The organism is Phaeodactylibacter sp., assembly GCF_040219495.1.
Lineage (GTDB): Bacteria > Bacteroidota > Bacteroidia > Chitinophagales > Saprospiraceae > Phaeodactylibacter.
This window is the reverse complement of the sequence record NZ_JAVJSK010000103.1, coordinates 1-21,762: the sequence shown is the minus strand read 5'-3', so window position 1 is coordinate 21,762 and position 21,762 is coordinate 1. Positions and strand designations below refer to the sequence as shown.

General features: G+C 54.7%; 16 protein-coding genes and 1 tRNA gene. 6 read left to right on the top strand and 11 right to left on the bottom strand.

Going from position 1 to position 21,762, the window contains the following annotated elements; genetic code table 11:
- Positions 1-168 precede the first annotated feature (168 nt).
- From proS to RIC19_RS16360, 3 genes are all read left to right on the top strand, one after another.
- A complete protein-coding gene (gene proS / locus RIC19_RS16370) occupies positions 169-1,662 on the top strand; it encodes a proline--tRNA ligase (RefSeq protein ID WP_350179419.1) in 1,494 nt (497 codons plus the stop codon).
- A 409-nt stretch (positions 1,663-2,071) separates the two neighbouring features.
- Positions 2,072-5,197: a PVC-type heme-binding CxxCH protein gene (locus RIC19_RS16365; protein WP_502930844.1), complete on the top strand. Its 3,126-nt coding sequence runs from the start codon at positions 2,072-2,074 to the stop codon at positions 5,195-5,197.
- A 9-nt stretch (positions 5,198-5,206) separates the two neighbouring features.
- Positions 5,207-6,325, top strand: coding sequence for a ThuA domain-containing protein (locus RIC19_RS16360; protein WP_350179418.1), 1,119 nt, complete (start codon positions 5,207-5,209; stop codon positions 6,323-6,325).
- Here RIC19_RS16360 and RIC19_RS16355 read toward each other — a convergent pair.
- The 6 genes from RIC19_RS16355 to RIC19_RS16330 all read right to left on the bottom strand — a co-directional run bounded on the left by RIC19_RS16355 (position 6,300) and on the right by RIC19_RS16330 (position 15,451).
- Positions 6,300-6,779 (bottom strand): DinB family protein, encoded by a 480-nt coding sequence (locus tag RIC19_RS16355; protein WP_350179417.1) that lies wholly within the window; start codon positions 6,777-6,779, stop codon positions 6,300-6,302. The two genes, RIC19_RS16360 and RIC19_RS16355, sit on opposite strands and share 26 nt — an antisense overlap.
- A gap of 265 nt (positions 6,780-7,044) precedes the next feature.
- Positions 7,045-9,834: a DNA polymerase I gene (gene polA, locus RIC19_RS16350; RefSeq protein WP_350179416.1), complete on the bottom strand. Its 2,790-nt coding sequence runs from the start codon at positions 9,832-9,834 to the stop codon at positions 7,045-7,047.
- A gap of 92 nt (positions 9,835-9,926) precedes the next feature.
- Positions 9,927-13,013 (bottom strand): efflux RND transporter permease subunit, encoded by a 3,087-nt coding sequence (locus RIC19_RS16345; protein ID WP_350179415.1) that lies wholly within the window; start codon positions 13,011-13,013, stop codon positions 9,927-9,929.
- Between the two features lie 7 nt (positions 13,014-13,020).
- Entirely contained in the window at positions 13,021-14,109 is a 1,089-nt protein-coding gene (locus RIC19_RS16340) for an efflux RND transporter periplasmic adaptor subunit (RefSeq protein ID WP_350179414.1), read from the bottom strand.
- Between the two features lie 101 nt (positions 14,110-14,210).
- Positions 14,211-14,756, bottom strand: a complete 546-nt coding sequence (locus tag RIC19_RS16335; RefSeq protein WP_350179413.1) for an RNA 2'-phosphotransferase — start codon at positions 14,754-14,756, stop codon at positions 14,211-14,213.
- A complete protein-coding gene (locus RIC19_RS16330; protein WP_350179412.1) occupies positions 14,753-15,451 on the bottom strand; it encodes a metallophosphoesterase family protein in 699 nt (232 codons plus the stop codon). Before RIC19_RS16330 ends, RIC19_RS16335 begins: the two co-directional genes overlap by 4 nt.
- Before the next feature lie 69 nt (positions 15,452-15,520).
- Here RIC19_RS16330 and RIC19_RS16325 point away from each other — a divergent pair, with 69 nt between their 5' ends.
- Positions 15,521-15,937: a molybdenum cofactor biosynthesis protein MoaE gene (locus tag RIC19_RS16325; RefSeq protein ID WP_350179411.1), complete on the top strand. Its 417-nt coding sequence runs from the start codon at positions 15,521-15,523 to the stop codon at positions 15,935-15,937.
- 2 nt (positions 15,938-15,939) lie between these two features.
- Here the strand turns inward: RIC19_RS16325 and RIC19_RS16320 are convergent, their stop codons facing one another.
- The 4 genes from RIC19_RS16320 to RIC19_RS16305 form a co-directional block, all read right to left on the bottom strand.
- A complete protein-coding gene (locus RIC19_RS16320) occupies positions 15,940-17,871 on the bottom strand; it encodes an OmpA family protein (protein ID WP_350179410.1) in 1,932 nt (643 codons plus the stop codon).
- 67 nt (positions 17,872-17,938) lie between these two features.
- A complete protein-coding gene (gene dapA / locus RIC19_RS16315; RefSeq protein WP_350179409.1) occupies positions 17,939-18,835 on the bottom strand; it encodes a 4-hydroxy-tetrahydrodipicolinate synthase in 897 nt (298 codons plus the stop codon).
- The gene (locus tag RIC19_RS16310; RefSeq protein ID WP_350179408.1) at positions 18,813-19,373 is read right to left on the bottom strand and encodes a DUF6913 domain-containing protein; all 561 of its coding nucleotides are present in this window, start codon (positions 19,371-19,373) and stop codon (positions 18,813-18,815) included. Before RIC19_RS16310 ends, dapA begins: the two co-directional genes overlap by 23 nt.
- A gap of 27 nt (positions 19,374-19,400) precedes the next feature.
- Positions 19,401-20,372, bottom strand: a complete 972-nt coding sequence (locus RIC19_RS16305) for an acetyl-CoA carboxylase carboxyltransferase subunit alpha (RefSeq protein WP_350179407.1) — start codon at positions 20,370-20,372, stop codon at positions 19,401-19,403.
- Between the two features lie 300 nt (positions 20,373-20,672).
- On the opposite strand from RIC19_RS16305, the gene RIC19_RS16300 reads away from it, so the two are divergent.
- Together RIC19_RS16300 and RIC19_RS16295 are read left to right on the top strand one after the other, a co-directional pair.
- Positions 20,673-20,746: transfer RNA gene (locus RIC19_RS16300), tRNA-Asp, on the top strand.
- A 345-nt stretch (positions 20,747-21,091) separates the two neighbouring features.
- The gene (locus RIC19_RS16295) at positions 21,092-21,268 is read left to right on the top strand and encodes a hypothetical protein (RefSeq protein ID WP_350179406.1); all 177 of its coding nucleotides are present in this window, start codon (positions 21,092-21,094) and stop codon (positions 21,266-21,268) included.
- Between the two features lie 282 nt (positions 21,269-21,550).
- On the opposite strand, the gene RIC19_RS16290 is transcribed toward RIC19_RS16295, so the two are convergent.
- Positions 21,551-21,762, bottom strand: a 212-nt coding sequence (locus RIC19_RS16290; protein ID WP_350179405.1) for a T9SS type A sorting domain-containing protein, incomplete at its 5' end; no start/stop codon positions are given.

The window sequence follows — 21,762 nt, the reverse complement described above, 5'->3', positions numbered from 1 at the left end:
TACTTTTGTGCCTAATTTTTAGTTAAAGCCCCTTTAAAACCGCGTTTGCACCTTGTTAAATAAGGGCCGAGCGCGAATTAACAACTGTTAAAACGGGCTTTTGCGGAACGAAAGTAAGGCATACCAACGGTTAATTACTGTTAAAACAGCGGATAATAAGACAAGTTTATGGCTAAAGCAATAACTCAGCGAAAAGACAACTACTCTCAGTGGTACCTCGATATTGTAAAGCGGGCGGGGCTGGCAGACAACTCTAAAGTGAAGGGCTGTATGGTCATTAAGCCTACAGGCTACGCAATTTGGGAGAATATGAGGGATCAGCTCGACCGGATGTTCAAAGAGACCGGGCACGTGAATGCCTACTTCCCGCTGTTTATCCCCAAAAGCTTCCTGAGCAGGGAAGCACAGCACGTAGAGGGCTTTGCGAAGGAGTGTGCGGTTATCACCCACCACCGCCTGATGAATGACCCCAATGGCAACGGTGTGGTGGTCGACCCGGATGCCAAACTGGAAGAGGAGCTGATCGTGCGCCCTACTTCCGAAACCATCATCTGGGATACCTATAAAGACTGGATTAACTCCTACCGCGACCTGCCCCTGCTCATCAATCAGTGGGCGAATGTGGTACGTTGGGAAATGCGTACCCGTCTGTTCCTGCGCACCACAGAGTTCCTTTGGCAGGAAGGCCATACCGCTCACGCTACCCGTGATGAAGCGATGGAAGAAGCGCTGCAGATGCAGCGGGTCTATGCAGACTTCGCTGAGGAATACATGGCCATGCCGGTCGTCAAAGGCATCAAAACGGCCAACGAGCGTTTCGCCGGAGCTGATGAGACCTTCACCATCGAAGCCCTGATGCAGGATGGCAAAGCCCTCCAAGCCGGTACCTCTCACTTCCTGGGCCAGAACTTTGCGAAAGCCTTTGATGTGAAGTTCCTCAATAAAGAAAATCAGCAGGAGTACGTATGGGCGACCTCCTGGGGCGTATCTACCCGGCTGGTCGGTGGACTGATCATGACCCACTCCGACGATGACGGCCTGGTGCTGCCGCCTAAGCTGGCGCCTACACAGGTGGTCATTGTACCTATACCTAAGCCGGGCCCTGAGATTGGGGAAGCTGCGGATACGGTGATGAAAGCACTGCGTGGCCGTGGCATCCGGGTCAAGTTTGACGATGATGAGAAGAACCGCCCGGGCTTTAAATTTGCGGAACACGAGATGAAAGGCATTCCGGTGCGTATCGGTATCGGCAAACGTGACCTGGAGAAAGGACAGGTGGAGATCGCCCGCCGCGATACCAAAGAGAAAACTTTTGTGCCTATTGATGAGGCAGCGGCCTATATCGAAAACCTGCTGACGGAAATACAGCAGAACCTCTTCGATCGGGCTAAAAAGTTCCGCGATGACAACATCACTAAGGTGGATAACTTTGATGATTTCAAAGCAGCAGTTTCGGGCAGCGGCAATTCAGAGATTGAGTCCTGGGGCGGTGGTTTTGTCTCCGCTCACTGGGATGGTACTACCGAAACCGAGCTCAAGATCAAGGAGCTGACTAAAGCTACGATCCGCTGTATCCCGCTTGATAATGAAGCGGAAGAAGGTCAATGTGTGCTCACTGGGAAGCCTTCCGGGCAGCGGGTACTGTTTGCCAAGGCGTACTAAGCGTAGTTTCAGCTAAAAAAAATCAGGGCACCTTTCCGGACAACGGAGGGTGCTCTTTTTTTTGGGTTTGGCATCCTCATTTTTCTTTCTAATTTTAGAAATCATCTTCCGGTATCTAAGAGCGTGTTGGGACTTTGCTTTTGGAGCGAACGCAGCCAAATTTTATTCTGATCAAGGCGTGATACATTCAAGAATGGGATTAAAGGGGCCCAATCTTGAATCACATAGCCTTCGCTACGTGACCGACCTGCCCGTATCCCGTCGCCTGTGGGCTTTGACCACCGGAGACCGTACAAGACTTTGGCAGGCGGGAGAACAACGAAGAGCAGGACAAAATTTGGCAAGAGCAGCCCGAAGTGTAAAACCCCAACACGCTCTAAGTGCTTTTTTGCCGTATCAAACCACATTCATGTTCAAACCAATTTCACCCTTCAGGTTAGTGCGCCCGGTTATGCTGCTTTTGGTCATGGGCGGTATGCTGAGCACCTGTAGTCCGGATCAGAAGCCCCTGGCAGAAGTGCAAAAAGGCAGCCGCATCGCCCTTATCGGCAGTAATATTTGTGCACGCATGCTGCACTATGGCCACCTCGAGACCGCCTTTCACCTGCGGTACCCCGACAGCCTCCTCTTCGTCCGCAACCTCTGCGATGGCGGAGATATGCCGGGCTTCCGGCCCCATCCGGCCCGCCACACTCCCTGGGCATTCCCCGGGGCTGAGACCTACTACGAAGAACTGTCCAATCCTTCCGGCAGCGAAGGGCACTTCCCATACCCCGATGCATGGCTTGACACCCTCGATGCCGACATCATCCTGGCATTCTGGGGGCACAATGCAGCACAATTTGGCCCCGGCCGCCTGCCGGTCTTCAAAGCAGAACTCCGGGCCTTCATCCGCCACACCTTCGGGCAGGCTTATAACAATACCCACCCTCCCCAACTAATCTTGGTGACGCCCACCGCGATTCAGGATCTTTCCGATACAGCCGATTTGCCGAAAGGCCACCGGATGAATGCCATGCTATCTTTGTACAGCAATGCCATACAAGAGGTTGCTGCAGCGGAAGGCGTGCCGGTTATCGACCTCTTCGAGCCCTCTAAAAAATGGTATGCCGGGGGGCAGCCCCTGACTATTGATGGACTGCAATTGAATGACGCAGGGTACCGGCGTGTCGCGGCCTACCTGACCGATCAGCTTTTTGGAGGAAGCACGAAAAATAGCGCCGAGCCTAATGTAGTACTGGAAGCCGTACAGGACAAAAACTGGTTTTGGGCCAACGACTATAAAATCCCCAACAGCGTGCACGTGTACGGCCGACGCTACGAGCCCTACGGCCCGGACAACTACCCGGCGGAAATCCGGAAAATCCAGGCCATGACGGTAGTGAGGGATACCGTCATCTGGAAGCTGCTGCAGGGTGAGCCCTACGACCTGAAAACCGCCGATGCCCGCACCCCTGATCTCCCGCTGGTGGAAACCAACTTTAAGCCGCAGGAAGGCCTGCTACCTTATCAGTACGGGGCCGAAGCTGAAGCCACACTGACGCCCGCACCCGGCTACAAAGTCGAGCTGTTCGCCTCCGAAAAGGAATTTGAAGACCTGGCCAACCCCGTACAGCTGTCCTTCGACAATCAGGGGCGGCTATGGGTGGCGGTCATGCCTTCCTACCCCCACTACAAGCCCGGCGATGCCCGCCCCAACGACAAAATCCTCATCCTGGAAGATACCGATGGGGACGGGAAAGCCGACCGGCAGACCACCTTCGCGGATGGGCTGCACCTGCCGATTGGATTTGAAATTGCGCCGGAAGGCGTGTATGTTTCTCAGAGCAGCAGCCTGGTTTTGCTGATGGATACCGATGGAGATGACCGGGCCGACCAAAAGGAAATCCTGCTCAGTGGCTTTGACGATCATGACACGCATCACGCCATCAGTGCGTTTTGTGCGGACCCTTCCGGAGCGATCTTTATGGGCGAAGGGGTCTTTTTGCATACCAACGTAGAAACGCCCTATGGCACCGTCCGGGGCACCAACGGCGGCTTCTACCGGTACCATCCGGCCCGCTACCACCTGGAGCGCACGGCGCAGTTGTCCATTCCTAATCCCTGGGGCATTGCTTTCGATGACTGGGGGCAGCCCTTCTTTGCCGAGACCTCCGGTCCGGACGTGCGGTGGATGTCGCCGGGTACGATCGCGCCGGTGTATGGAAAAGCCAACCCCAAAGCGGCGAATATCATTGAGGATGCCCACCGGGTACGGCCCACTTCCGGACTGGAATTTGTATCGAGCCGACATTTCCCCGAAGAAGTGCAGGGCGACTTGCTCATCAACAACACCATTGGCTTTCTGGGCACCAAGCAGCACCAAATGATTGAAGCCGGCACCGGGTATAGCAGCCGGCACCGGTTCGACCTCGTGCAGTCTGCTGACCCTCACTTCCGTCCGGTAGACATGGAATTTGCTCCCGATGGCTCCCTCTACCTCGTGGACTGGCACAACCGTCTCATCGGGCACATGCAGCACAATGCCCGCGACCCCCTGCGCGATCACGCCCACGGCCGCATTTACCGGGTGACCTACCTTGCCCGCCCCCTTCTTCAACCCGCCAAAATAGCCGGTGTGGATATCCCGGCATTACTGGACAATCTGAAGCTGCCGGAGTACCGGGCCCGCTACCGTACCCGCCGCGAGCTCCGGGGCAGAAGTGCCGCGGATGTCCTGCCCGCTTTGCGCGAATGGGCCGCCCACCTCGATACTTTGTCCGAAGCCTACGAACAGCACCTGCTGGAAGCGCTTTGGGTCAGTTGGGGGCTGAATCAGGTGGAACAGCCTCTGCTGCAGCAACTGCTACATGCCAAAGATTACCGGGTACGGGCAGCAGCAGTTCGGGTACTACGCTATACCGGGCATCAGGTGGAGGAACAGGCAGACTGGCTATTGGAAAAAGCTGGTGACCCTCATGGGCGGGTGCGTTTGGAGGCAGTAGTGGCAGCCTCCTGGCTAGAGCCGTCGGTTGCCAGGTCTGTGCTGGAACGCGCAGAACAAGAAGCCGTGGATGAGTGGATGGAACCGGTGTACGCCACCCTGCGCGAACGCCTTTACACCGATACGCCCTTAGCCGCGCCTGAGTTGGAAGCTGCCCTTAGCCCCGGCCAACAGGTGTACGAACGCGAAGGCTCCTGCATCACCTGCCATCAGCCGGATGGGAAGGGGCTCGCCGCTTCCGGGTTCCCGCCTCTGTCCGGGTCAGAATGGGTAACCGGCAGCAAGGAGCGCGTGATCAAGTTGACACTGAAGGGGTTGCACGGCCCGATTGAGGTCAATGGCAAAGCCTATCCCGGACAAGTACCCATGACTGCTTTTGAGGGTTTATTGAGCGATAAGGAAATCGCAGATGTGCTATCTTACGTACGCAATGCCTTTGGCAATAGCGCACCGCCCATATCCCAGGCAGAAGTCAAAAGAGTGCGGGCTGCTGTTGCTGACAAGGAAGGCTTTTACCGCCCGGCGGAGCTGCTGGGGGAACATCCAAAATAAAAGAGGACTATGAAAAACTTATTGCTCACCCTTTCCACTCTGCTACTATTCTGGAGCTGTGCGGGAGAACAAGGCCCGGAAACTCCCGAAGGGCCAGCCCCTCTATGGGCGACTTACCGCCCGGCATCGGCAATAACGAGAACGCCCAGGGTGGTGCTGGTCAGCGGTGACGAGGAGTACCGCTCGGAGGAAGCTCTGCCACAGCTGGCAAAAATACTTGCAAAGCAGCATGGTTTTGACTGCACGGTGCTCTTTGCACAGCACCCGGAGCAGCCCGGCATCATCAACCCCAACTACGTCTACCATATTCCGGGTTTGGAGCAACTGGAGAAGGCCGATTTGCTGATCCTTTTCACCCGGTTCCGGGAGTTGCCTGACGAGCAAATGGCGTATTTTAAAGCTTATCTGGAGGCGGGTAAACCAATTATCGGATTGCGGACCGCTACCCACGCCTTTCACTTCAGGGATACGCTCAGCCCCTGGAAGCATTGGGGCAATTATTACAAAGGAGAAAAGGAAGCCTGGCACGGTGGGTTTGGGCAGCTCGTGTTGGGCACCAACTGGCATAGCCACCACGGGCACCATAAGCACCAAAGCACCCGGGGTATCATCAAACGGGAAGCCGCTTCCCACCCGGCGCTCAATGGTATTCAGTCGGGTGAAATATGGGGCCCGACTGATGTGTATGGCTTGTCTCAACAGCTGGACAGTACCGCCACCCCGCTGGTCTACGGGCAAGTGACGGATAATACTAAGAGTTACGATGAATCAGATGTGATGTACGGCATGCAGGAAGACCAATGGGCGATCGCGTCCACCAATCCGGCAAGCGAGGATTTCTACAACCCCAATCAGCCGATGATGCCGGTAGCCTGGCTGAAGCCTTATCAACTACCGGGTGGTCAAGCCGGGGAAGCCTTCGCCTGTACGATGGGCGCCTCTACCGATTTGCTCGATGAGGAGTTCCGCCGCCTGCTGGTGAATGCCACTTTCTACCTGACCGGACAGTCCGTACCGGAGTCCGCAAAGGTGGATACGGTGGGCAATTATCAACCTACCGCATTCCGCTTCCAAGATGATACCTACTGGCAGGAGCGGCAGCTTAGAGTGCCCGCTTCAATGCCATAGCGTAGCCCAGGTGGAGGGCTTCGTGCAGTCCGTTGAAAGCTATGGCTTCCTCAATATTGGTCAGTTCTACTCCGTAGCTGGTAGGGTAAGACTCAAAAGTTTTGAACAAGCCCGCAGACAGGTCGGCCTCAAGCTGCTCAAGGGTGGTCAGGGCGAGCCTTTTCAGTCCTTCCAGTTCAGCGGTGGTGTGCACTTTCTCGGGTTTGGTCCCTTTGCGGAAAGTGGCCAGGATATCTTCGTTTATTTGAGGCTCCAGCCCGGAGAGGCTGTAGGTGAGCAACTGCTGTGTGGCAATGATGTGCCCGAAATTCCAGATCAGGTTATTGTTGAAACCCTCCGGGATGTGGTTCACGGCCTCCAGGCTCAGGCCTGACAACAGGCGGATGAAGTTGGACCGGGTTTGGCGAGTGGTAGACAAATTCATAATTGGTGTTTCGTTTTTTGTTAAGAGCATGTTTGGAGCGGTTTCGTCATGAAAATCAAGGATTTATGGTTCTGGCAAAGTCCTAAATTTGAGTTTAGCGGGCTAAATGAAAATTTAGTGCGGAAGTCAGAGCTTGCCCCGCATTTCTTCGGGGTTCATAAAGCGTTGATTTGCAATAGCAACGAGCTCCAAACATGCTCTAAGGGATTCTCGAAAAATAAAATACACAACTGGTTTTTTGCAACGTTGGGGCAAAAGCTTCCCGAAAGTTGTGTATTTTATTTTTGCCCCACTGCTAATGAGCTTCCCGCCAGTTCTGCCCCTCTCCCATTTCTACCAGGATCGGTACGCTGAGGTTGGGGATGGCGTTGACCATATGCTCTTCGATGATCGGCTTGATGGTATCCAATTCAGATTTATGGGCATCAAATACGAGTTCGTCATGCACCTGCAGGATCATCTTCGATTTAAACTGCTCTTTTTCAAAAATATCATTGATGCGCACCATGGCGATTTTGATCATATCGGCTGCCGTCCCCTGTACCGGGGTGTTGACAGCGTTGCGCTCGGCGTGGCTGCGGAGTACTCCGTTGCGGGAGTCGATATCACGCAGGTAGCGGCGGCGGCCCATCAGGGTTTTAACGTAGCCGTCTTTACGGGCTTTTTCCACAATACCGTCCATATAGCCTTTGAGGTCCGGGTAGCGGTCGAAGTACTGGCTGATCAGCTCTTTAGCTTCGCTCCGCTTGATGCCCAACTGCTGAGACAGATTGGTCGCACCCGCACCGTAAATCAGGGCGAAGTTGACCGTTTTGGCACGGTAGCGCTGCTCCCGGGTGACCTCCTCGTAGGGGACATCAAAGACCCGGGCTGCCGTGGCGGAGTGTACATCTTTACCGGACTTGAAAGCTTCGAGCATGGCCTCTTCCCCACTCATCTCTGCAATGAGCCTCAGCTCAATCTGCGAGTAGTCAGCGGCAAGCAGCACATGGTCTTCATCGCGTGGGATAAAAGCCTCCCGCACCCGCGCACCCTGAGGCGTCCGGACAGGGATGTTCTGCAGGTTAGGATTATTGGAGCTCAGCCGGCCGGTAGCCGTCAGCGCCTGATTGAAAGAACTGTGGATGCGGCCGGTAAGCGGGTTGATGAGCTTGGGCAGGGCATCCACATAGGTGGAACGCAGCTTGGTCAGCCCCCGGTAGTCCAGGATTTTCTGAACGATGGGGTATTCGGCAGCCAGTTCTGACAGTTTCTCTTCGCTTGTAGAGTACTGCCCGGATTTGGTCTTTTTGTAACGGTAGGGCAGTTCCATTTTTTCGAACAGCACCTCCCCGACCTGACGGGGAGAAGCGACGTTAAAAGCAGTGCCTGCGTCCGCGTGGATTTCTTTTTCCAGTTGGTCAATCTCCTTACCCAGCTCTTTGGAGTAGGCATTGAGGTAGCCGGCGTCAAGCCTGATGCCTTCGTGCTCAATATTGACCAGGGCGCGGACAAGTGGCGCTTCGATTTCTTCGTAGAGCTTTTGGAAGCCTTCTTCCTTCAACTTAGGCGCGAGGAGCTCCTTGAGCTGAAAGGTGACATCGGCGTCTTCGGCCGCATAGTCTACCACTTCCTCCGGCGGCAGGTCGCGCATGGTTTTCTGTTGCTTGCCTTTCTTGCCGATCAGGCTTTTGATCTCAATCGGCTGGTATTTGAGATAGGTCTCTGAAAGGTAGTTCATATTGTGGCGCAACTCGGGCTCCAGCAGGTAGTGCGCAATCATGGTGTCAAAGTAAGGGCCTTTGACTTCCACGCCATAGCGGCGCAGCATGAGGGCGTCGTATTTGAGATTTTGTGCTATTTTTTCGATGTTTTCGTCCTCCATCACCGCTTTGAACTGTTGGACGAGGCGGGCGGCCTCTTCGTAGTCCGCGGGCACCGGAACGTAGTAGGCCTCGTGAGCCTTTACCGCAAAAGACATGCCCACCAGCTCTGCCTGCGTGGCATCAATGCCGGTAGTCTCGGTATCAAAGCAAATGCTTTTGGCATTCATGAGCAGGCGCAGCAATTCAGCCCGCTTTTCTTCGGAGTCGACCAGGTGGTAAGTGTGCTCCGTATTGCCAATATTCTTGTCCGCAACAGAGTGGGCGGGCGGGGCTTTGACCTCCTGTTTTGTACCACTATCCTGATTGAACAGGTCCCCCTGCGCATTCGGTTCGGGTACATTATCCTCTCCCAGTATCTGCCTGGCCAGGCCCCGGAATTCCAGCTCTTTAAACAGCTCGGCGAGGCGGTCATTGTCCTGCCCTTCGATCTTGTAGGCCTTGGCATCAAACTGAATGGGGACCTGCGTCTCGATGACTGCCAGTTTTTTGGACAGCAGGGCTTGTTCGCGGTGCTCTTCCAGGCGTTCCTTCTGTTTGCCTTTCAGCTGATCGGTACTGTCTACCAGTTTTTCCACAGAATCGAATTCTGCCAACAGTTTGGAAGCTGTTTTGGGGCCAATGCCCGGTACGCCGGGAATGTTATCCACGCTGTCGCCCTGCAGCCCCAGCATATCAATGACCTGCTCGACCCGCTTGACGTTCCACTTTTCGAGAATTTCCGGTACGCCCATGATGTCCACACCATTACCCTGACGGGAAGGCCTGTAGAGAAAGACATTATCGGAAACCAGCTGCCCAAAGTCCTTATCCGGCGTGACCATATAAACTTTAAAACCTTCTTTTTCGGCTTGCTTGGCCAGGGTGCCGATCACATCATCCGCCTCATACCCATCTACGGTGACGATAGGGATGTTGAAGGCCTTCACGATAGCTTCTATGTATGGAATGGAAATTGTGATATCCTCCGGCTGTTCTTCCCGGTTGGCTTTGTAAGGCTCGTACATTTTGTGACGGAAAGTTGGAGTAGACAAGTCAAAGGCTACCGCGATATGCGTGGGCTTCTGATCGCGCATCAGGTCCCACAACGTTCTTGTGAACCCCATTACTGCTGAGGTATTTACTCCTTTAGAGTTGATCAGGGGGCGGTTGATGAATGCAAAGTGCGCCCGGTAGACCAGGGCGTGACCGTCCAGTAAGAATAGTTTTTTTTCGTCTGCCATTCGTTGTTCTTCTGCTTTTTTGGCTTTCCAATTTTTGCCTGCGGAATTCTGCCGTCTGATGGTTACAGGGATTGCAAAGGCGGCCAATTGCCCTAAACCTCCTCCAATGCTTTAAGTTTTTCTTCCCGTTTGATCCGCTTGGCTTCTTTGCTGGAAAGATAGGAATAAATGGCCGGAATCACGTAGAGCGTCAGCGCCGTTGCGAATACCAGCCCGCCGATGACGGCAATACCCATTGACACCCGGCTTTCGGAGCCGGCACCCAGCGCCAGGGCGATAGGCAGCACGCCCAGAATGGTCGATAGGCTGGTCATCAAAATAGGCCGGAAGCGAGCCTCGGCGGCTTCCTTGATGGCCTCAATCCGGCTCAGCCCGGCTTCCTTCCGCTGATTGGCAAACTCCACAATAAGGATACCGTTTTTGGCCACCAGCCCGATGAGCATAATGATGCCGATTTGGCTGAAAATATTGAGGGTTTGTTCGTAAAGCAGGAGCGATAAGACCGCGCCGGCCAGTGCCAGGGGCACTGTGAACATGATGATGAGCGGGTCCATGAAGCTTTCAAACTGAGCTGCCAGGACCAGATAGATGAGCACGAGCGCCAGCGCAAAGGCAAACACCAGGCTGGAAGCACTCTCCGCAAAATCGCGGGAGGTCCCCGTCAGGGTGGTATAAAAGCCGTCGTCCAGAGTTTCAGCTGCAATACGGTCCATGGCTTCGATACCACTGCCAATGGTATTGTCGCCTGCCAGTCCGGCGGAAACGGTAGCCGAAGCAAAGCGGTTGAAGCGGAAGAGGGTGGGCGGGGTGATTTGCTCCTCGAGGGTCACCAGGTTATCGAGTTGTATCATACTGCCAGCTTCGTTGCGTACGTAAAGGGAGCGGATATCAATGGGCTCGTTCCGCCCTTCGCGCTGTATCTGCCCGATGACCTGATATTGTTTCCCATTCATGATGAAGTAGCCAAAGCGCTGCCCGCTGAGCCCCAGTTGGAGGGTCTGCGCTATGTCCAGTACCGATACGCCGAGGTCGCGGGCTTTTTGCCGATTGATATCAATATTGAGCTCCGGCTTATTGAATTTCAGGTCTACGTCTACAAAGCTGAAGGTAGGGTCTTGCTGCACTTTTTCCACAAACCGGGGCAAAGTTTCCTTCAGGGCTTCGAAGTTGGGCGCCTGCAGTACGTATTGTACGGGCAGCCCGCCGCGCCCGTTGCCGATGCTTTGTTCCTGGCTGAGATAGGTCAAAGCGCCGGTAAGGTCATTGACGGTTGGCTGCAGCGCCTCCAGGATTTCCATCTGGCTTCGTTCCCGTTTGGCAGGGTCTTTCAGTACCGCAAAGGCAAAAGCGGAGTTGACGGAGGTGGAAGCGCCGAAGCCGGGAGAGGTCACCGAAATGACGCCTTTGCTTTCGGGGATTTCTTCTATCATCGCCTCTACCAGCTTATCGGTGTAGGCTTCCATGTACTCAAAGGTGGAGCCCTCCGGTGCACGGGCAAAAGCCCGGATACGGCTGCGGTCCTCCAGTGGCGCAAGCTCCTCTGGCAAGCTGCCACCTATGGAGTAGATCGCCCACCCCGAGAGGGCCATGATGACAAGCGCCAGCCAGCGCACCCGCATGAAACCGTTGAGCGTGCTGCGGTACCCCTTAGTGAGGCCTACGAAAAAGGGCTCAGTCACCCGATAGAACCAGGGCTGCCGATCCCGCTTTTTAAGGATGCTGCTCGATAGCATGGGGGTGAGCGTCAGGGCGACAAAGGAGGAAATAACCACCGCCCCGGCAATCACGATGCCAAACTCCCGGAACAATCGGCCGGTCAGCCCTTGTAGGAAAATCACGGGCATGAATACGGCTACCAAGGCTATGGTAGTGGCAATAACGGCAAAGAAAATCTCTTCGCTCCCTTTCATGGCTGCCTCGAGGGGCGTCATGCCGTTTTCGATCTTGGTGTAGATGTTTTCGAGTACGACCACTGCATCGTCCACCACCAGGCCAATAGCGAGCACGACGCCCAGGAGCGTAAGGACGTTGATGGAAAAGTTGGCGGCGTACATGACGAAGAATGCACCAATGAGCGAGATCGGGATAACCAGCACGGGGATGAGGGTCGTACGCCAGTCACGCAGGAAGAGGAAGATGATCATGACCACCAGGCCAAAGGCTATATAGATGGTCTGCTCCACCTCGTCAATAGAGTCCTGTATAAACCGGGTTTTGTCGAAGCCGATGCCGAGTTGGATGTCGGCCGGCAGGTCCTTTTTGATTTGTTCCAGGCGCTCGTAGAAAGCATCGGCAATTTCGATATTATTGGCACCGGGCTGAGGGACGATGGCATTGCCTACCATAGGCACGCCGTCCCTTTTAAGTACGGTGCGCAGGTTCTCCGGGCCGAGCTCGGCGGTCCCGATATCCCGGAAACGGACAATACGGCCGTTTTCTTCTTTGAGGATAAGGTCGTTAAATTCCTCCGGGGTGGTGAGGCGCCCCTGTGTGCGCACGGTGAGTTCGGTGTTGGCCCCTTCCACCCGGCCGGAAGGCAGCTCGATATTTTGTTGTTGCAGGGCGCGCTGTACATCCAGTGGCGTAAGGCCGTAGGCGGCGAGGCGTTCGGCCTCAATCCACAGCCGCATGGCATATTTTTTTTGGCCCCATATCCGGATTTCGCTCACCCCGTTGATGGTCTGCAGGCGCTCTTTGAAGACATTCTCGGCGATGTCGGTCAGTTCGAGCAGCGAGCGTTGATCACTTTGGATATTGAGGAAGATGATGGGGTCGGAGTCTGCATCCGCTTTGGATACCACCGGAGGGTCGGTGTCCGGGGGGAGTTCTCCAACCACCTGTGAGACTTTATCCCGTACGTCATTGGCGGCGGTTTCGAGGTCAACTTCGAGGTCAAATTCTACGGTAAGGGTACTGCGGCCGTCCCGGCTTACGGAGGTGATGGAGCGGATGCCCGCAATGCCATTCACTGCTTCTTCCACTGGTTCTGTAATCTGGGATTCGATGATATCGGCATTGGCTCCTACGTAGTTGGTGGTTACCGTGATGATGGGCGGGTCTACACTGGGGTATTCGCGTACCCCCAGGTAAGTGAGCCCGATGAGCCCAAAGAGAACGATGACGATGGAGAGGACCGATGCCAGTACCGGGCGCTTAATACTTAGTGAGGACAAGCTCATAGTGTAGTTAGTTTAACTTGGAAATACGCACCGGTGCACCGGGCTTAATTTGGAGCAGGCCTGTGGTGATGATGGTGTCGCCCACGCTCAGTCCTTCCAGGACTTGAATGTTGCGTTCCTGCCGGATGCCGGTTTTTACGATGACCGGTTGTGCCGTACCGTTTTTGTAGCGGAATACTTTTTTATCGTTCAGCTCAGGGATGATGGCCTGGGTGGGCACCAAAATCGCGCCGGCGAATTCTTCCAGCTCTACCTTGACATCTGCAAAGGCACCGGGCAGAATACGGCCGTCAGGGTTTGGTGCCTGTGCCTTGAAGCGGAGGGTACGGGTCTCCGGGTCGATATTAGGCTCTTTGGCGATGACCGTGGCCTGGAAGTTGCTGTCTTGTCCGTCGAGGCGGAAGTACACCCGGCTGCCTGTTTTGATAGCCCGGCTGTACTTTTCCGGCACATCAAACTCAAGTTTGATGGGGTTGATACTCACCAGGCTGACGATGGGTGCGCCCGGGGAAAGGTAGCTGCCTTCGGAGATCATGCGCAGGCCCAGCCGCCCGGCAAACGGTGCCCGCACGATCCGCTTTTTCAATTGCGCATCTACCAACGCAATATCGGCTTCTGTTTTTTCCACTTCTGCCGCTGCCACTTCGTATTCCTGAAGGCTTACCCCTTCTTTGTCGTAGAGGGCCTTGAGGCGTTCGGCGATTTTCTCGTTGAGCCGCCGTTGCACCACGAGGCGTTTTCGCTCCGCCTGCAGCTCATCGTCGTCGAGATGTACCAGTATCTGCCACTGTTTGGCATACTCCCCTTCCCGGAAGTTGATGCGAATGATTTTGCCAGCGACTTCTGAGGTGATGGCGACCTCTTCGTTGGGTACGGTAGAACCGTTGACGGAAATGGCGTCGCGCAGCGAGGTTGCCTGCGTGACCATCGCTTCAACCGGAGTTTGAGGGGGGGCTTCCGGTTGGGCCGCAGTTTCAGCAACAACTGTTTTTTGAGGTTGATCTTTACCCAGGATGTCGTCCTGGAAAAAGAAAAATAAGGCGGCTAACAGGGCAATGGCCAGCAGGGCCGCAATACGGGTGGCTTTTCTTGACATAGCAACAGGGCATTCTTAGGGTTGTGCCTTTTCAGCACAATGTGTTAAGTTGTTTTAGGTTAACCCATTCCCCGTAGTATTAGTTGTGGAGGTGCGGGAGATTACGCAGGTTGTATATAGGCAGGCGGCACCTGTTCCGTAAGCCACACCCCATTTTCTGAACAAAAAAACGAATACCCGTCTGCAAACATTCGGGCCGAATCGACCTTCAGTAGCGCTAATTTGCCATGCCGGGCGCCCACTTTTGAGGCGGTCTCTATGTCCGGTGACAAATGAACATGATGCCGCTGTTGCTTCAGCAGCCCCTGTTCGTAGATACTGCTAAGGAAACGGGTGGCCGTTCCGTGAAAAAGCACTGCGGGCGGTTCCTGAGGTGCATACTCCAGCTGCACGGCAATGGAATGCCCCTGATTGGCCCGGATGCGTGTTCCATCCGTGGAAAAGGCAAAGCGCTGTTTATCATTTTGAGCTACTACAGCTTCCAGCGTAGACCGGTCGAGGGGTTGCCCGTTTTTACGGAAGGCGGCGAGCAGCGTTTCTACCTCACACCAGCCCTGAGGATCCAGTTCAAGGTGGTAAAGTTCCGGTTTATGGCGTAGGAGCAGGCTTAGTTTTTTGCTGATTTGCTTGTAGTCCTGAGGTGTCATGGCCGGGTTTCCTGGTTTTTTACGAAAGTTAAGGTTTGGTCGGTGAGGTTGAAGGCGGTGAGTGTATCCCGGTCATGCTTATTGAATACGCAGCCGGTATCGATATTGATCACTTGCTTTTCGGGCAGACTTTGGAGCTGCAGTTCGGTAGCCTCTGTAATTTGCGGCGTATGCCCGTGCACGAGGATGCGCCCATCGAGCCAGTCGTAGTTGATGTCCCGATAAAAGCCACGGATCCAACGCATGGCATTCAGGTCCTGCAAAGGCTCCGGAGCGTTGAAGTTCAGGCCGGCGTGGACCAAAAGGTAAGGGCCCACCTCAAGGTAAAGGTGCAGCCGGTGCATGAAATCAAGATACAGCTTGGGGATATGCATGGGGTTGGCATTTTCGGGCAGGCTAAAGCTTTGGAGGGTGGTGTTGCCGCCATTTTTCTGCCATAAATCAGCCATGCCAAAAGCAGCAGGGTTCAGGCATTCCAGCAACATTTCCTCGTGGTTGCCCATCAGGCACTGCACCCGGTAGCCATCTTTTTGCAGGGCCAGGATTTTATCGATTACGCCTTTGCTGTCCGGCCCGCGGTCGATATAATCCCCGAGGAGGAATAGCTCATCGGAGGGGCTAAGCTGGATTTCGTTCAGCAGGGCATCGAAGGTTTTGGCACAGCCGTGGATGTCGCTTATGGCAAATTGGGGCATTATTTCTTACTTTTGGATAGGAACCAGCCTGCAATGGTAAATCGTTCCCTAAAAGGCTTAAAAAAAATTATGACCGATATACAATTGCTCCACACGCCCCTTCAGCCACAGCAGTGTATTGACAGGGTAGCCAGCCACAGCGCTGGCGCCATAGATGTATTCATCGGAACGGTGCGCAATAGTACGCAAGGCAAGCGCGTCCTCCGGCTTGATTTCGAAGCCTACGAGCCTATGGCGATCAAAGAAATGCAAAAGATCGCCGATCAGGCCAAAGCGCGCTGGCCGGTGGAGAAAATCGCCTTTCACCACCGGGTAGGTACGCTGGAGCTGGGCGAAATCGCCGTCATTATTGCGGTGTCCACTCCTCACCGTAAAGCTTCCTTTGAGGCCTGTCAGTTTGCCATTGACACCCTGAAGCAGACTGTGCCCATTTGGAAGAAAGAGATCTTTGAAGATGGGGAGGTCTGGGTGGCGGCACATCCCTGATCTTACTTCACAATCTCAAACTCCGTGCGCCGGTTCAGGGCGCGGCCTTCGGGCGTCTCATTAGTGGCAATGGGACGGCTTTCACCGTAGCCTTTGTAGCCGAGTCGAATAGGGTTGATACCGTGTGACGCCAGGTAGTCGCGTACGGCTTTCGCGCGGGCTTCAGACAGGGCCAGGTTATCAGCCTCTTCCCCCACATTATCCGTATGGCCGTTGATGATGATGCCCCGGTCGGGGTTGTCTTCCATAAATCCCCTGAGGCGGTCAAGCTCCGGGATGGATTCCTGCTTGAGCTCAGCGGAGCCGGATGCGAAAAAAACATTGCGAAGCACAACGGGCTCGCTAGGCGTTTCCACAGAAATCCCGGTCTCCGGCACCGGGCGCAGCTCAATGATCAAGGTGTAAGGTTCATCGATTGCCTGGGCTTCGCGGAGGTCGAAATTTTCAGAATGGAACAGGTAGCCTTCTTTGCGCACATTGAGGGCATAGTCTTCTCCCAGCGGCAGCACGACGAGGAACTGCCCGCGCTCGTCGGCAGTACCCTGCTGATGTGTCTTCCGGGTGCTTAGGCGCACAAACTCGAGTTGGGCCTGCAGGGGGCGTTTGGTGGCGGCATCCCGCACCGTGGCTTCCACATAAGTGGCCGGCTGTGGACGGGCATCCGCATATAGCTCGAAGGTGTAGAGGTCGGCATTCCCCATTTCCTGGGTGCGGGCAGTAGGGCCGAGCTGATCGGTATCGAAGTAAGCTGTTTTGCCATCGAGGCTGACGATAAGGGCCCCTTCGTTATTAGAAGTATTGATAGGGTAGCCCAGGTTTTGCGGGCGCTCCCAGGAGCCATCGGGTTTAAGGCGGGCCAGGAACAGATCGTACTGCCCCATACCCGGGTGCCCCTTTGACATGAAATAGAGGCTTTGCCCATCGGGGTGGAAAAAGGGGGCTTGCTCATTGAGAGGCGTATTGATCATGTCGCCCAGGTTTTGCGGTTCACGCCAGGAGCCATCCGGGTTGCGGCGGGTAGCCCAGAGGTCGAGCCGCCCGTAGCCACCCTGCCGGTCGCTCACAAAAAGGAGCAGGTTGCCATCGGCGGAGAGGGCGGGCTGGGATTCAAAGCCAGCGGTATTGACGGGTGCGGGGAGGCGCTCCGGGTCCTGCCAGGTGCCGTTTTCCTGGCGGGCGTAGTAGAGGTCGAAGTTGCCGTTGCGGTCGTTGCGCGTAAAAGCCATGGCGCGCCCATCAGCAGAAAGGCTGGGGCTGCTGTCGTTGAAGGCGGTGTTGAGGGCTTCGAGGGGTTGGCCGGGGCCCCAGGTGGTATCCTGCCACTGGCTGATGAAAATATCTTCGTTGCGGGGCGTAGTACGAGTGGTATAAACCAGGATGCTGCCGTTTGCTGCCATGGAAGGCAGGTATTCCGGGCGTTCGGTATTGATGGCGCTGGGGAGCGGCCTGGGGTCAAAAGGGACGGGGTTTTGGATGGCTTTGGCGGCAAATTCGGCACTTCGCATCAACTGCCGGGCTTCGGCAATACGTTTCTGAGCGGCCTTCCCGGTGGCGAAGTAGGCTTGCAGGTGCGCCCTGGCTTCCTCGTATTTTTGCTGTTCGAATTCGGCTTGCGCCAACAGGTAGTAGGCCAGAGGGGCATAGGTGCTGTCGAGTTGCAAGGCGGTTTCAAAGCCTGTTTCTGCTTTCGCGAAAGCGCGCTGCCGAAGGTGGAGGTCGGCTTGCATCAGGTAGCCATCGATGAAGGCTGGTTCTTTCCGCAGCAGCTTGTCGAGCACTTCAATTGCAGCGGCATTTTGGCCGGCATTGATATGGCTTTGAGCGGCTTCGTACTGTTTTTCCGCCTTTTTATTCAGGTCTTTGACGGTTTGGTAGTCTTGTCCGTAAAGAGAAAAAGTCAACAGCAACGACAGGGCAGCGAAAAGTAGGCGCATAGAAATTTTGATTTTGCTCTACTAACTAACGCTTTTTAGGAACGTATGGTGCGGTCGGCCTGCGGTATTACGGCAACAGCCCGGCTTTTTCAAGGGTATCGTGCAATGCCCGATAGGTTTTGTCGGTGAGGGGCATGAGGGGGATGCGGGTCTCTTTGCTGCAGATACCGATCATTTCAAGCGCTCCTTTGATGCCCGCAGGGTTGCCGTCTGCATAGAGGTAAGGGTGGATATCATGCAGGAGGTTGTTCTGCCGTCGTGCGGCCTGCAGCTCGCCGGCCATCGCATGGCGGACCATTCCGGAAAACGGCTTCGGGAAGGCATTGGCGATCACGGAAATCGCCCCGGTGGCCCCACACGCGATCATGGGCAGGGTCAGGGGGTCTTCTCCGGACCACACCTGGAAGTGCTCCGGCTTACCTTTGAGTATAGAGATGGCCTGTGCAAGATCCCCGGAAGCATCCTTTACTGCGATAAATTTGCTGCTGCTGCGGGCCAGGCGGAGGGTGGTTTCAGCTTCAATATTGGAGCAGGTCCGCCCCGGTACATTATAAATAATAATCGGTACGGGCGACGCTTCCGCCACGGCCATATAGTGCTGGTAGATGCCCTCCTGAGAAGGCTTGCTGTAGGCCGGGCTGCTCGACATAATGGCAGCGATGCCGTCAAAATCATAGACTTTAAGGACGTTGACGAGCTTTTCGGTATAGTTGCTGCCGAAGAGGCCGGCGACTACCGGTACCCGCCCATTGACTTCACGGACGGTGTGGGAGAGCACTTCCCGGCATTCTTCCTGACTTTGGGTAATGGCTTCTCCGGTTGTACCCAGGGAGACGATAAAATCCACCCCCCCCTGAATCGTGTGCTCAATGAGCCTGGACAAGGCGGGGAAGTCGATGGCTTTGTTGCGAAAAGGCGTAACGAGGGCAACCCCCGTGCCACTAAGGTGCGGTTGCTGCTTCATAGGGCGTATTGGTTTTGCCGAGCAGGTTTTCCATTTGAGTGATGAATGCGGACAGGCCGGCTTTTTCCGGCACTTCGATCATGAGGTCGTAGGCATAAGTATGTTCAGTAGGAGGCCCTACGCGCAGCTGCGCTTTGGATAAGGCCGTGATGTATTCGCTCCAAAGAGAGGTTGTCAGCCCCAGGAAGAAGAGCAAGTCGAAGGATTGGTTCATAAAGTCAGTGACCTCCTCACCTTTGGGGCAGTAGCGCCAGTCTTGCTCCTTAGGGGTGAAGGTCCGGAAGGAGAACTCTTCTCCTTCCTGTTGTTGGCTGAGGTAGCCCAGCAGGCGCACCTGTTTACCCTTTTTCCGGAGGTTGTCTGCGTATTTCAGGATGTGCTTGCGGCGGTCGGGCTCATTGGCATCAAACAAGATACCGATGGATTTTGCCCCTTTCCAGGTGACCGCGCTGCGGTTTTTGGAAGGCTGTCGCTTACTCAGCTCATTATGGAGTGCCTTGAAGTGGAACTTCAGGCGCAGGTTTTTTAGCATACCCATAGTCGTTTATTTGTGGTGAGGCGGTGGCTATTTGGCACCCTCGGTAGCCACACGTTCATAAACACCAATCTTGCTGTACTTTTCGATACGGGCATCGATGCGCTCATCGGGCGTCATGTCCTGCACTTCCGCAATGGCTTTTTTGATTTGGCGCTTGAGGAGTTTCGCCATTTCTTCAGGAGCGGAGTGCGCGCCCCCGAGTGGCTCTTTGATGATGCCATCGACGATGCCAAATTCATGCATGTGGTCGGCAGTGAGTTTGAGGGCTTCTGCGGCCTGCTCTTTGTAGTCCCAGCTGCGCCAGAGGATGGAGGAGCAGGACTCTGGCGAGATGACCGAGTACCAGGTGTTTTCGAGCATGTAGACCCGGTCGCCCAGCCCGATGCCGATAGCACCGCCCGAAGCCCCTTCGCCGATCACTGCACAAACGATTGGTACTTTCAGTTGCGCCATTTCAAAAAGGTTGCGGGCGATAGCTTCGGCCTGCCCCCGCTCTTCAGCTTCGAGGCCCGGGAAGGCGCCCGGGGTATCAATCAGGCAAACGACGGGGTAGCCGAAGCGTTCGGCCAGTTTCATCAGGCGCAGCGCTTTGCGGTACCCTTCCGGGTTGGCCATACCGAAGTTGCGGTACTGCCGCATTTTGGTATTCACCCCTTTCTGATGCCCCAGTATGACGACGGTCTGCCCGTCGAGAGAGCCCAGGCCGCCCACGATGGCCTTATCATCGGCATAGTAGCGGTCGCCATGTAGCTCCACAAACTTGCGGCACATCTGCCCGATGTAGTATAAGGTGTAGGGGCGCTCCGGGTGGCGGGAAAGCTGTACTTTCTGCCATCCGGTGAGGTTGCTGTAGATTTCCTTTCGTTTATTCTTGATTTTGTTTTCCAGTTCGCGCGTCATTTCGGAAACATCAACATCGCCTTCTTTTCCGACCTGCTTGATTTTCTCCAACTGTTCGTAGAGGCTTTCTAGCGGTTTTTCAAATTCCAGGAAAACCATAGTCATTTCTTTTTTGTGAGCTGTTCAGGTAGATTATGCCGTAGTGCGGTGAGGCACACCGTGCATAGGACAGCCCGGTCTCGTATTGATCAACTTGGGTGTTTCACTTTTCTTTTTGGGGTTCAGGAAGCACAAAAGTAGCAATAAGGGCAGAGAGTCGTGGGCCTAAATATTTTTTTTCACTTTTTTTTAGCGAAAGGTTGCATCGGATAAAAAACGCTTTTATATTTGCACTCGCAATAACGCAATAGCGTATTTGTAAGAAGAAAAAAGCCAAAAGCGGCTTTTCGAAAGAATAAAGGTCCGGTAGTTCAGTTGGTTAGAATACATGCCTGTCACGCATGGGGTCGCGGGTTCGAGTCCCGTCCGGACCGCCTTCGCCCGCCAAAATTCGAAAGAATGTTGGCGGGCTTTTTGTTTTTATGCCCTTTTTGGAAAGGGTGTGTTTTGTTCTCAATCCCGCCGGGCTACGGCGGCCGGAGACCGCTGAGTAACTTTAACGAAAAGCCGAATTCAGGCTGAATGCGGCTTTTTTATTGGGTTTTAGCCCGTTTTGCTTACTCTCTCTCCTTGCCCTTTTGCGCCTTTTTACGCCCTTTTCTGCCCTTTTTTTCTACAATTATTCTACAAAAATCAAGGGTAGTAAATGCTCGCATTTTATTCTTTTATAATGACGATTAAGTGGTCTCCGATAAAGATCGGAGCAACAAACCTACCCAATGCTTGACTGTATCTCCTCTCCGGTGGGCTTTGGCCACCTTAAAGGCAGCAGGGTCAGCATTCACGCTGAGAAGGGGTTTGCGCCTGTCCTGACAAGCTATGCTTTTTCAGTGGCCGATGTTGCAACTCCAAGATTCCAGACGATGAATGTCTGGATCAATGACCCCAGACGATGAATGCCTGGACTGTAAGCCCGACATTTATCGTTCCTGTGCTGCCCGTTAGCGCCAGTAGGTGACCACTTTGTTAAGCGTATAGATAGGAGCTTTCGCCCCTCCTGCAAGCCATGGGCACACGAAAAGCGCACCGGGTGAATGCCCCGGCGATAGCTTGTCATAGTACCCCCGGTGATCTTATGTTACTTTAACCTTCTCCAACCGGCGAAGCAAGTAAAGACGAAGCGTCGGCTACACTTTAACCTTCTCCGGCCTACGTAGCAAGTAGAAACGCGAAGTCGGCTACTTAATCACCACCCGTTCCACCCAAATCTGCCCCTCCACTTCCACACGCAGGGCATAAACGCCCGGCAGCAACTCCGGCAACTGCAGCGGTACCTCTGGTGCAGATGGTTTGGTGACCGACCATACCGCCTGCCCCTGCATATTGGAGAGCGTGAAATGCCCGGTGCCCGTGGGCACTGCGCCCGCCCAGGCGACCGTAAGGTGGCGGG

Bases quoted from the DNA above. Each gene is read 5' to 3' on its own strand.
- RIC19_RS16330 (WP_350179412.1), bottom strand. From the start codon at position 15,451: ATGCCCCAATTTGCCATAAGCGACATCCACGGCTGTGCCAAAACCTTC.
- polA (WP_350179416.1), bottom strand. From the start codon at position 9,834: ATGGCAGACGAAAAAAAACTATTCTTACTGGACGGTCACGCCCTGGTC.
- proS (WP_350179419.1), top strand. From the start codon at position 169: ATGGCTAAAGCAATAACTCAGCGAAAAGACAACTACTCTCAGTGGTAC.
- RIC19_RS16345 (WP_350179415.1), bottom strand. From the start codon at position 13,013: ATGAGCTTGTCCTCACTAAGTATTAAGCGCCCGGTACTGGCATCGGTC.
- RIC19_RS16340 (WP_350179414.1), bottom strand. From the start codon at position 14,109: ATGTCAAGAAAAGCCACCCGTATTGCGGCCCTGCTGGCCATTGCCCTG.
- RIC19_RS16355 (WP_350179417.1), bottom strand. From the start codon at position 6,779: ATGCTCTTAACAAAAAACGAAACACCAATTATGAATTTGTCTACCACT.
- RIC19_RS16325 (WP_350179411.1), top strand. From the start codon at position 15,521: ATGACCGATATACAATTGCTCCACACGCCCCTTCAGCCACAGCAGTGT.
- RIC19_RS16305 (WP_350179407.1), bottom strand. From the start codon at position 20,372: ATGGTTTTCCTGGAATTTGAAAAACCGCTAGAAAGCCTCTACGAACAG.
- RIC19_RS16365 (WP_502930844.1), top strand. From the start codon at position 2,072: ATGTTCAAACCAATTTCACCCTTCAGGTTAGTGCGCCCGGTTATGCTG.
- RIC19_RS16295 (WP_350179406.1), top strand. From the start codon at position 21,092: ATGCTTGACTGTATCTCCTCTCCGGTGGGCTTTGGCCACCTTAAAGGC.
- RIC19_RS16310 (WP_350179408.1), bottom strand. From the start codon at position 19,373: ATGGGTATGCTAAAAAACCTGCGCCTGAAGTTCCACTTCAAGGCACTC.
- RIC19_RS16335 (WP_350179413.1), bottom strand. From the start codon at position 14,756: ATGACACCTCAGGACTACAAGCAAATCAGCAAAAAACTAAGCCTGCTC.
- RIC19_RS16360 (WP_350179418.1), top strand. From the start codon at position 5,207: ATGAAAAACTTATTGCTCACCCTTTCCACTCTGCTACTATTCTGGAGC.
- RIC19_RS16320 (WP_350179410.1), bottom strand. From the start codon at position 17,871: ATGCGCCTACTTTTCGCTGCCCTGTCGTTGCTGTTGACTTTTTCTCTT.
- dapA (WP_350179409.1), bottom strand. From the start codon at position 18,835: ATGAAGCAGCAACCGCACCTTAGTGGCACGGGGGTTGCCCTCGTTACG.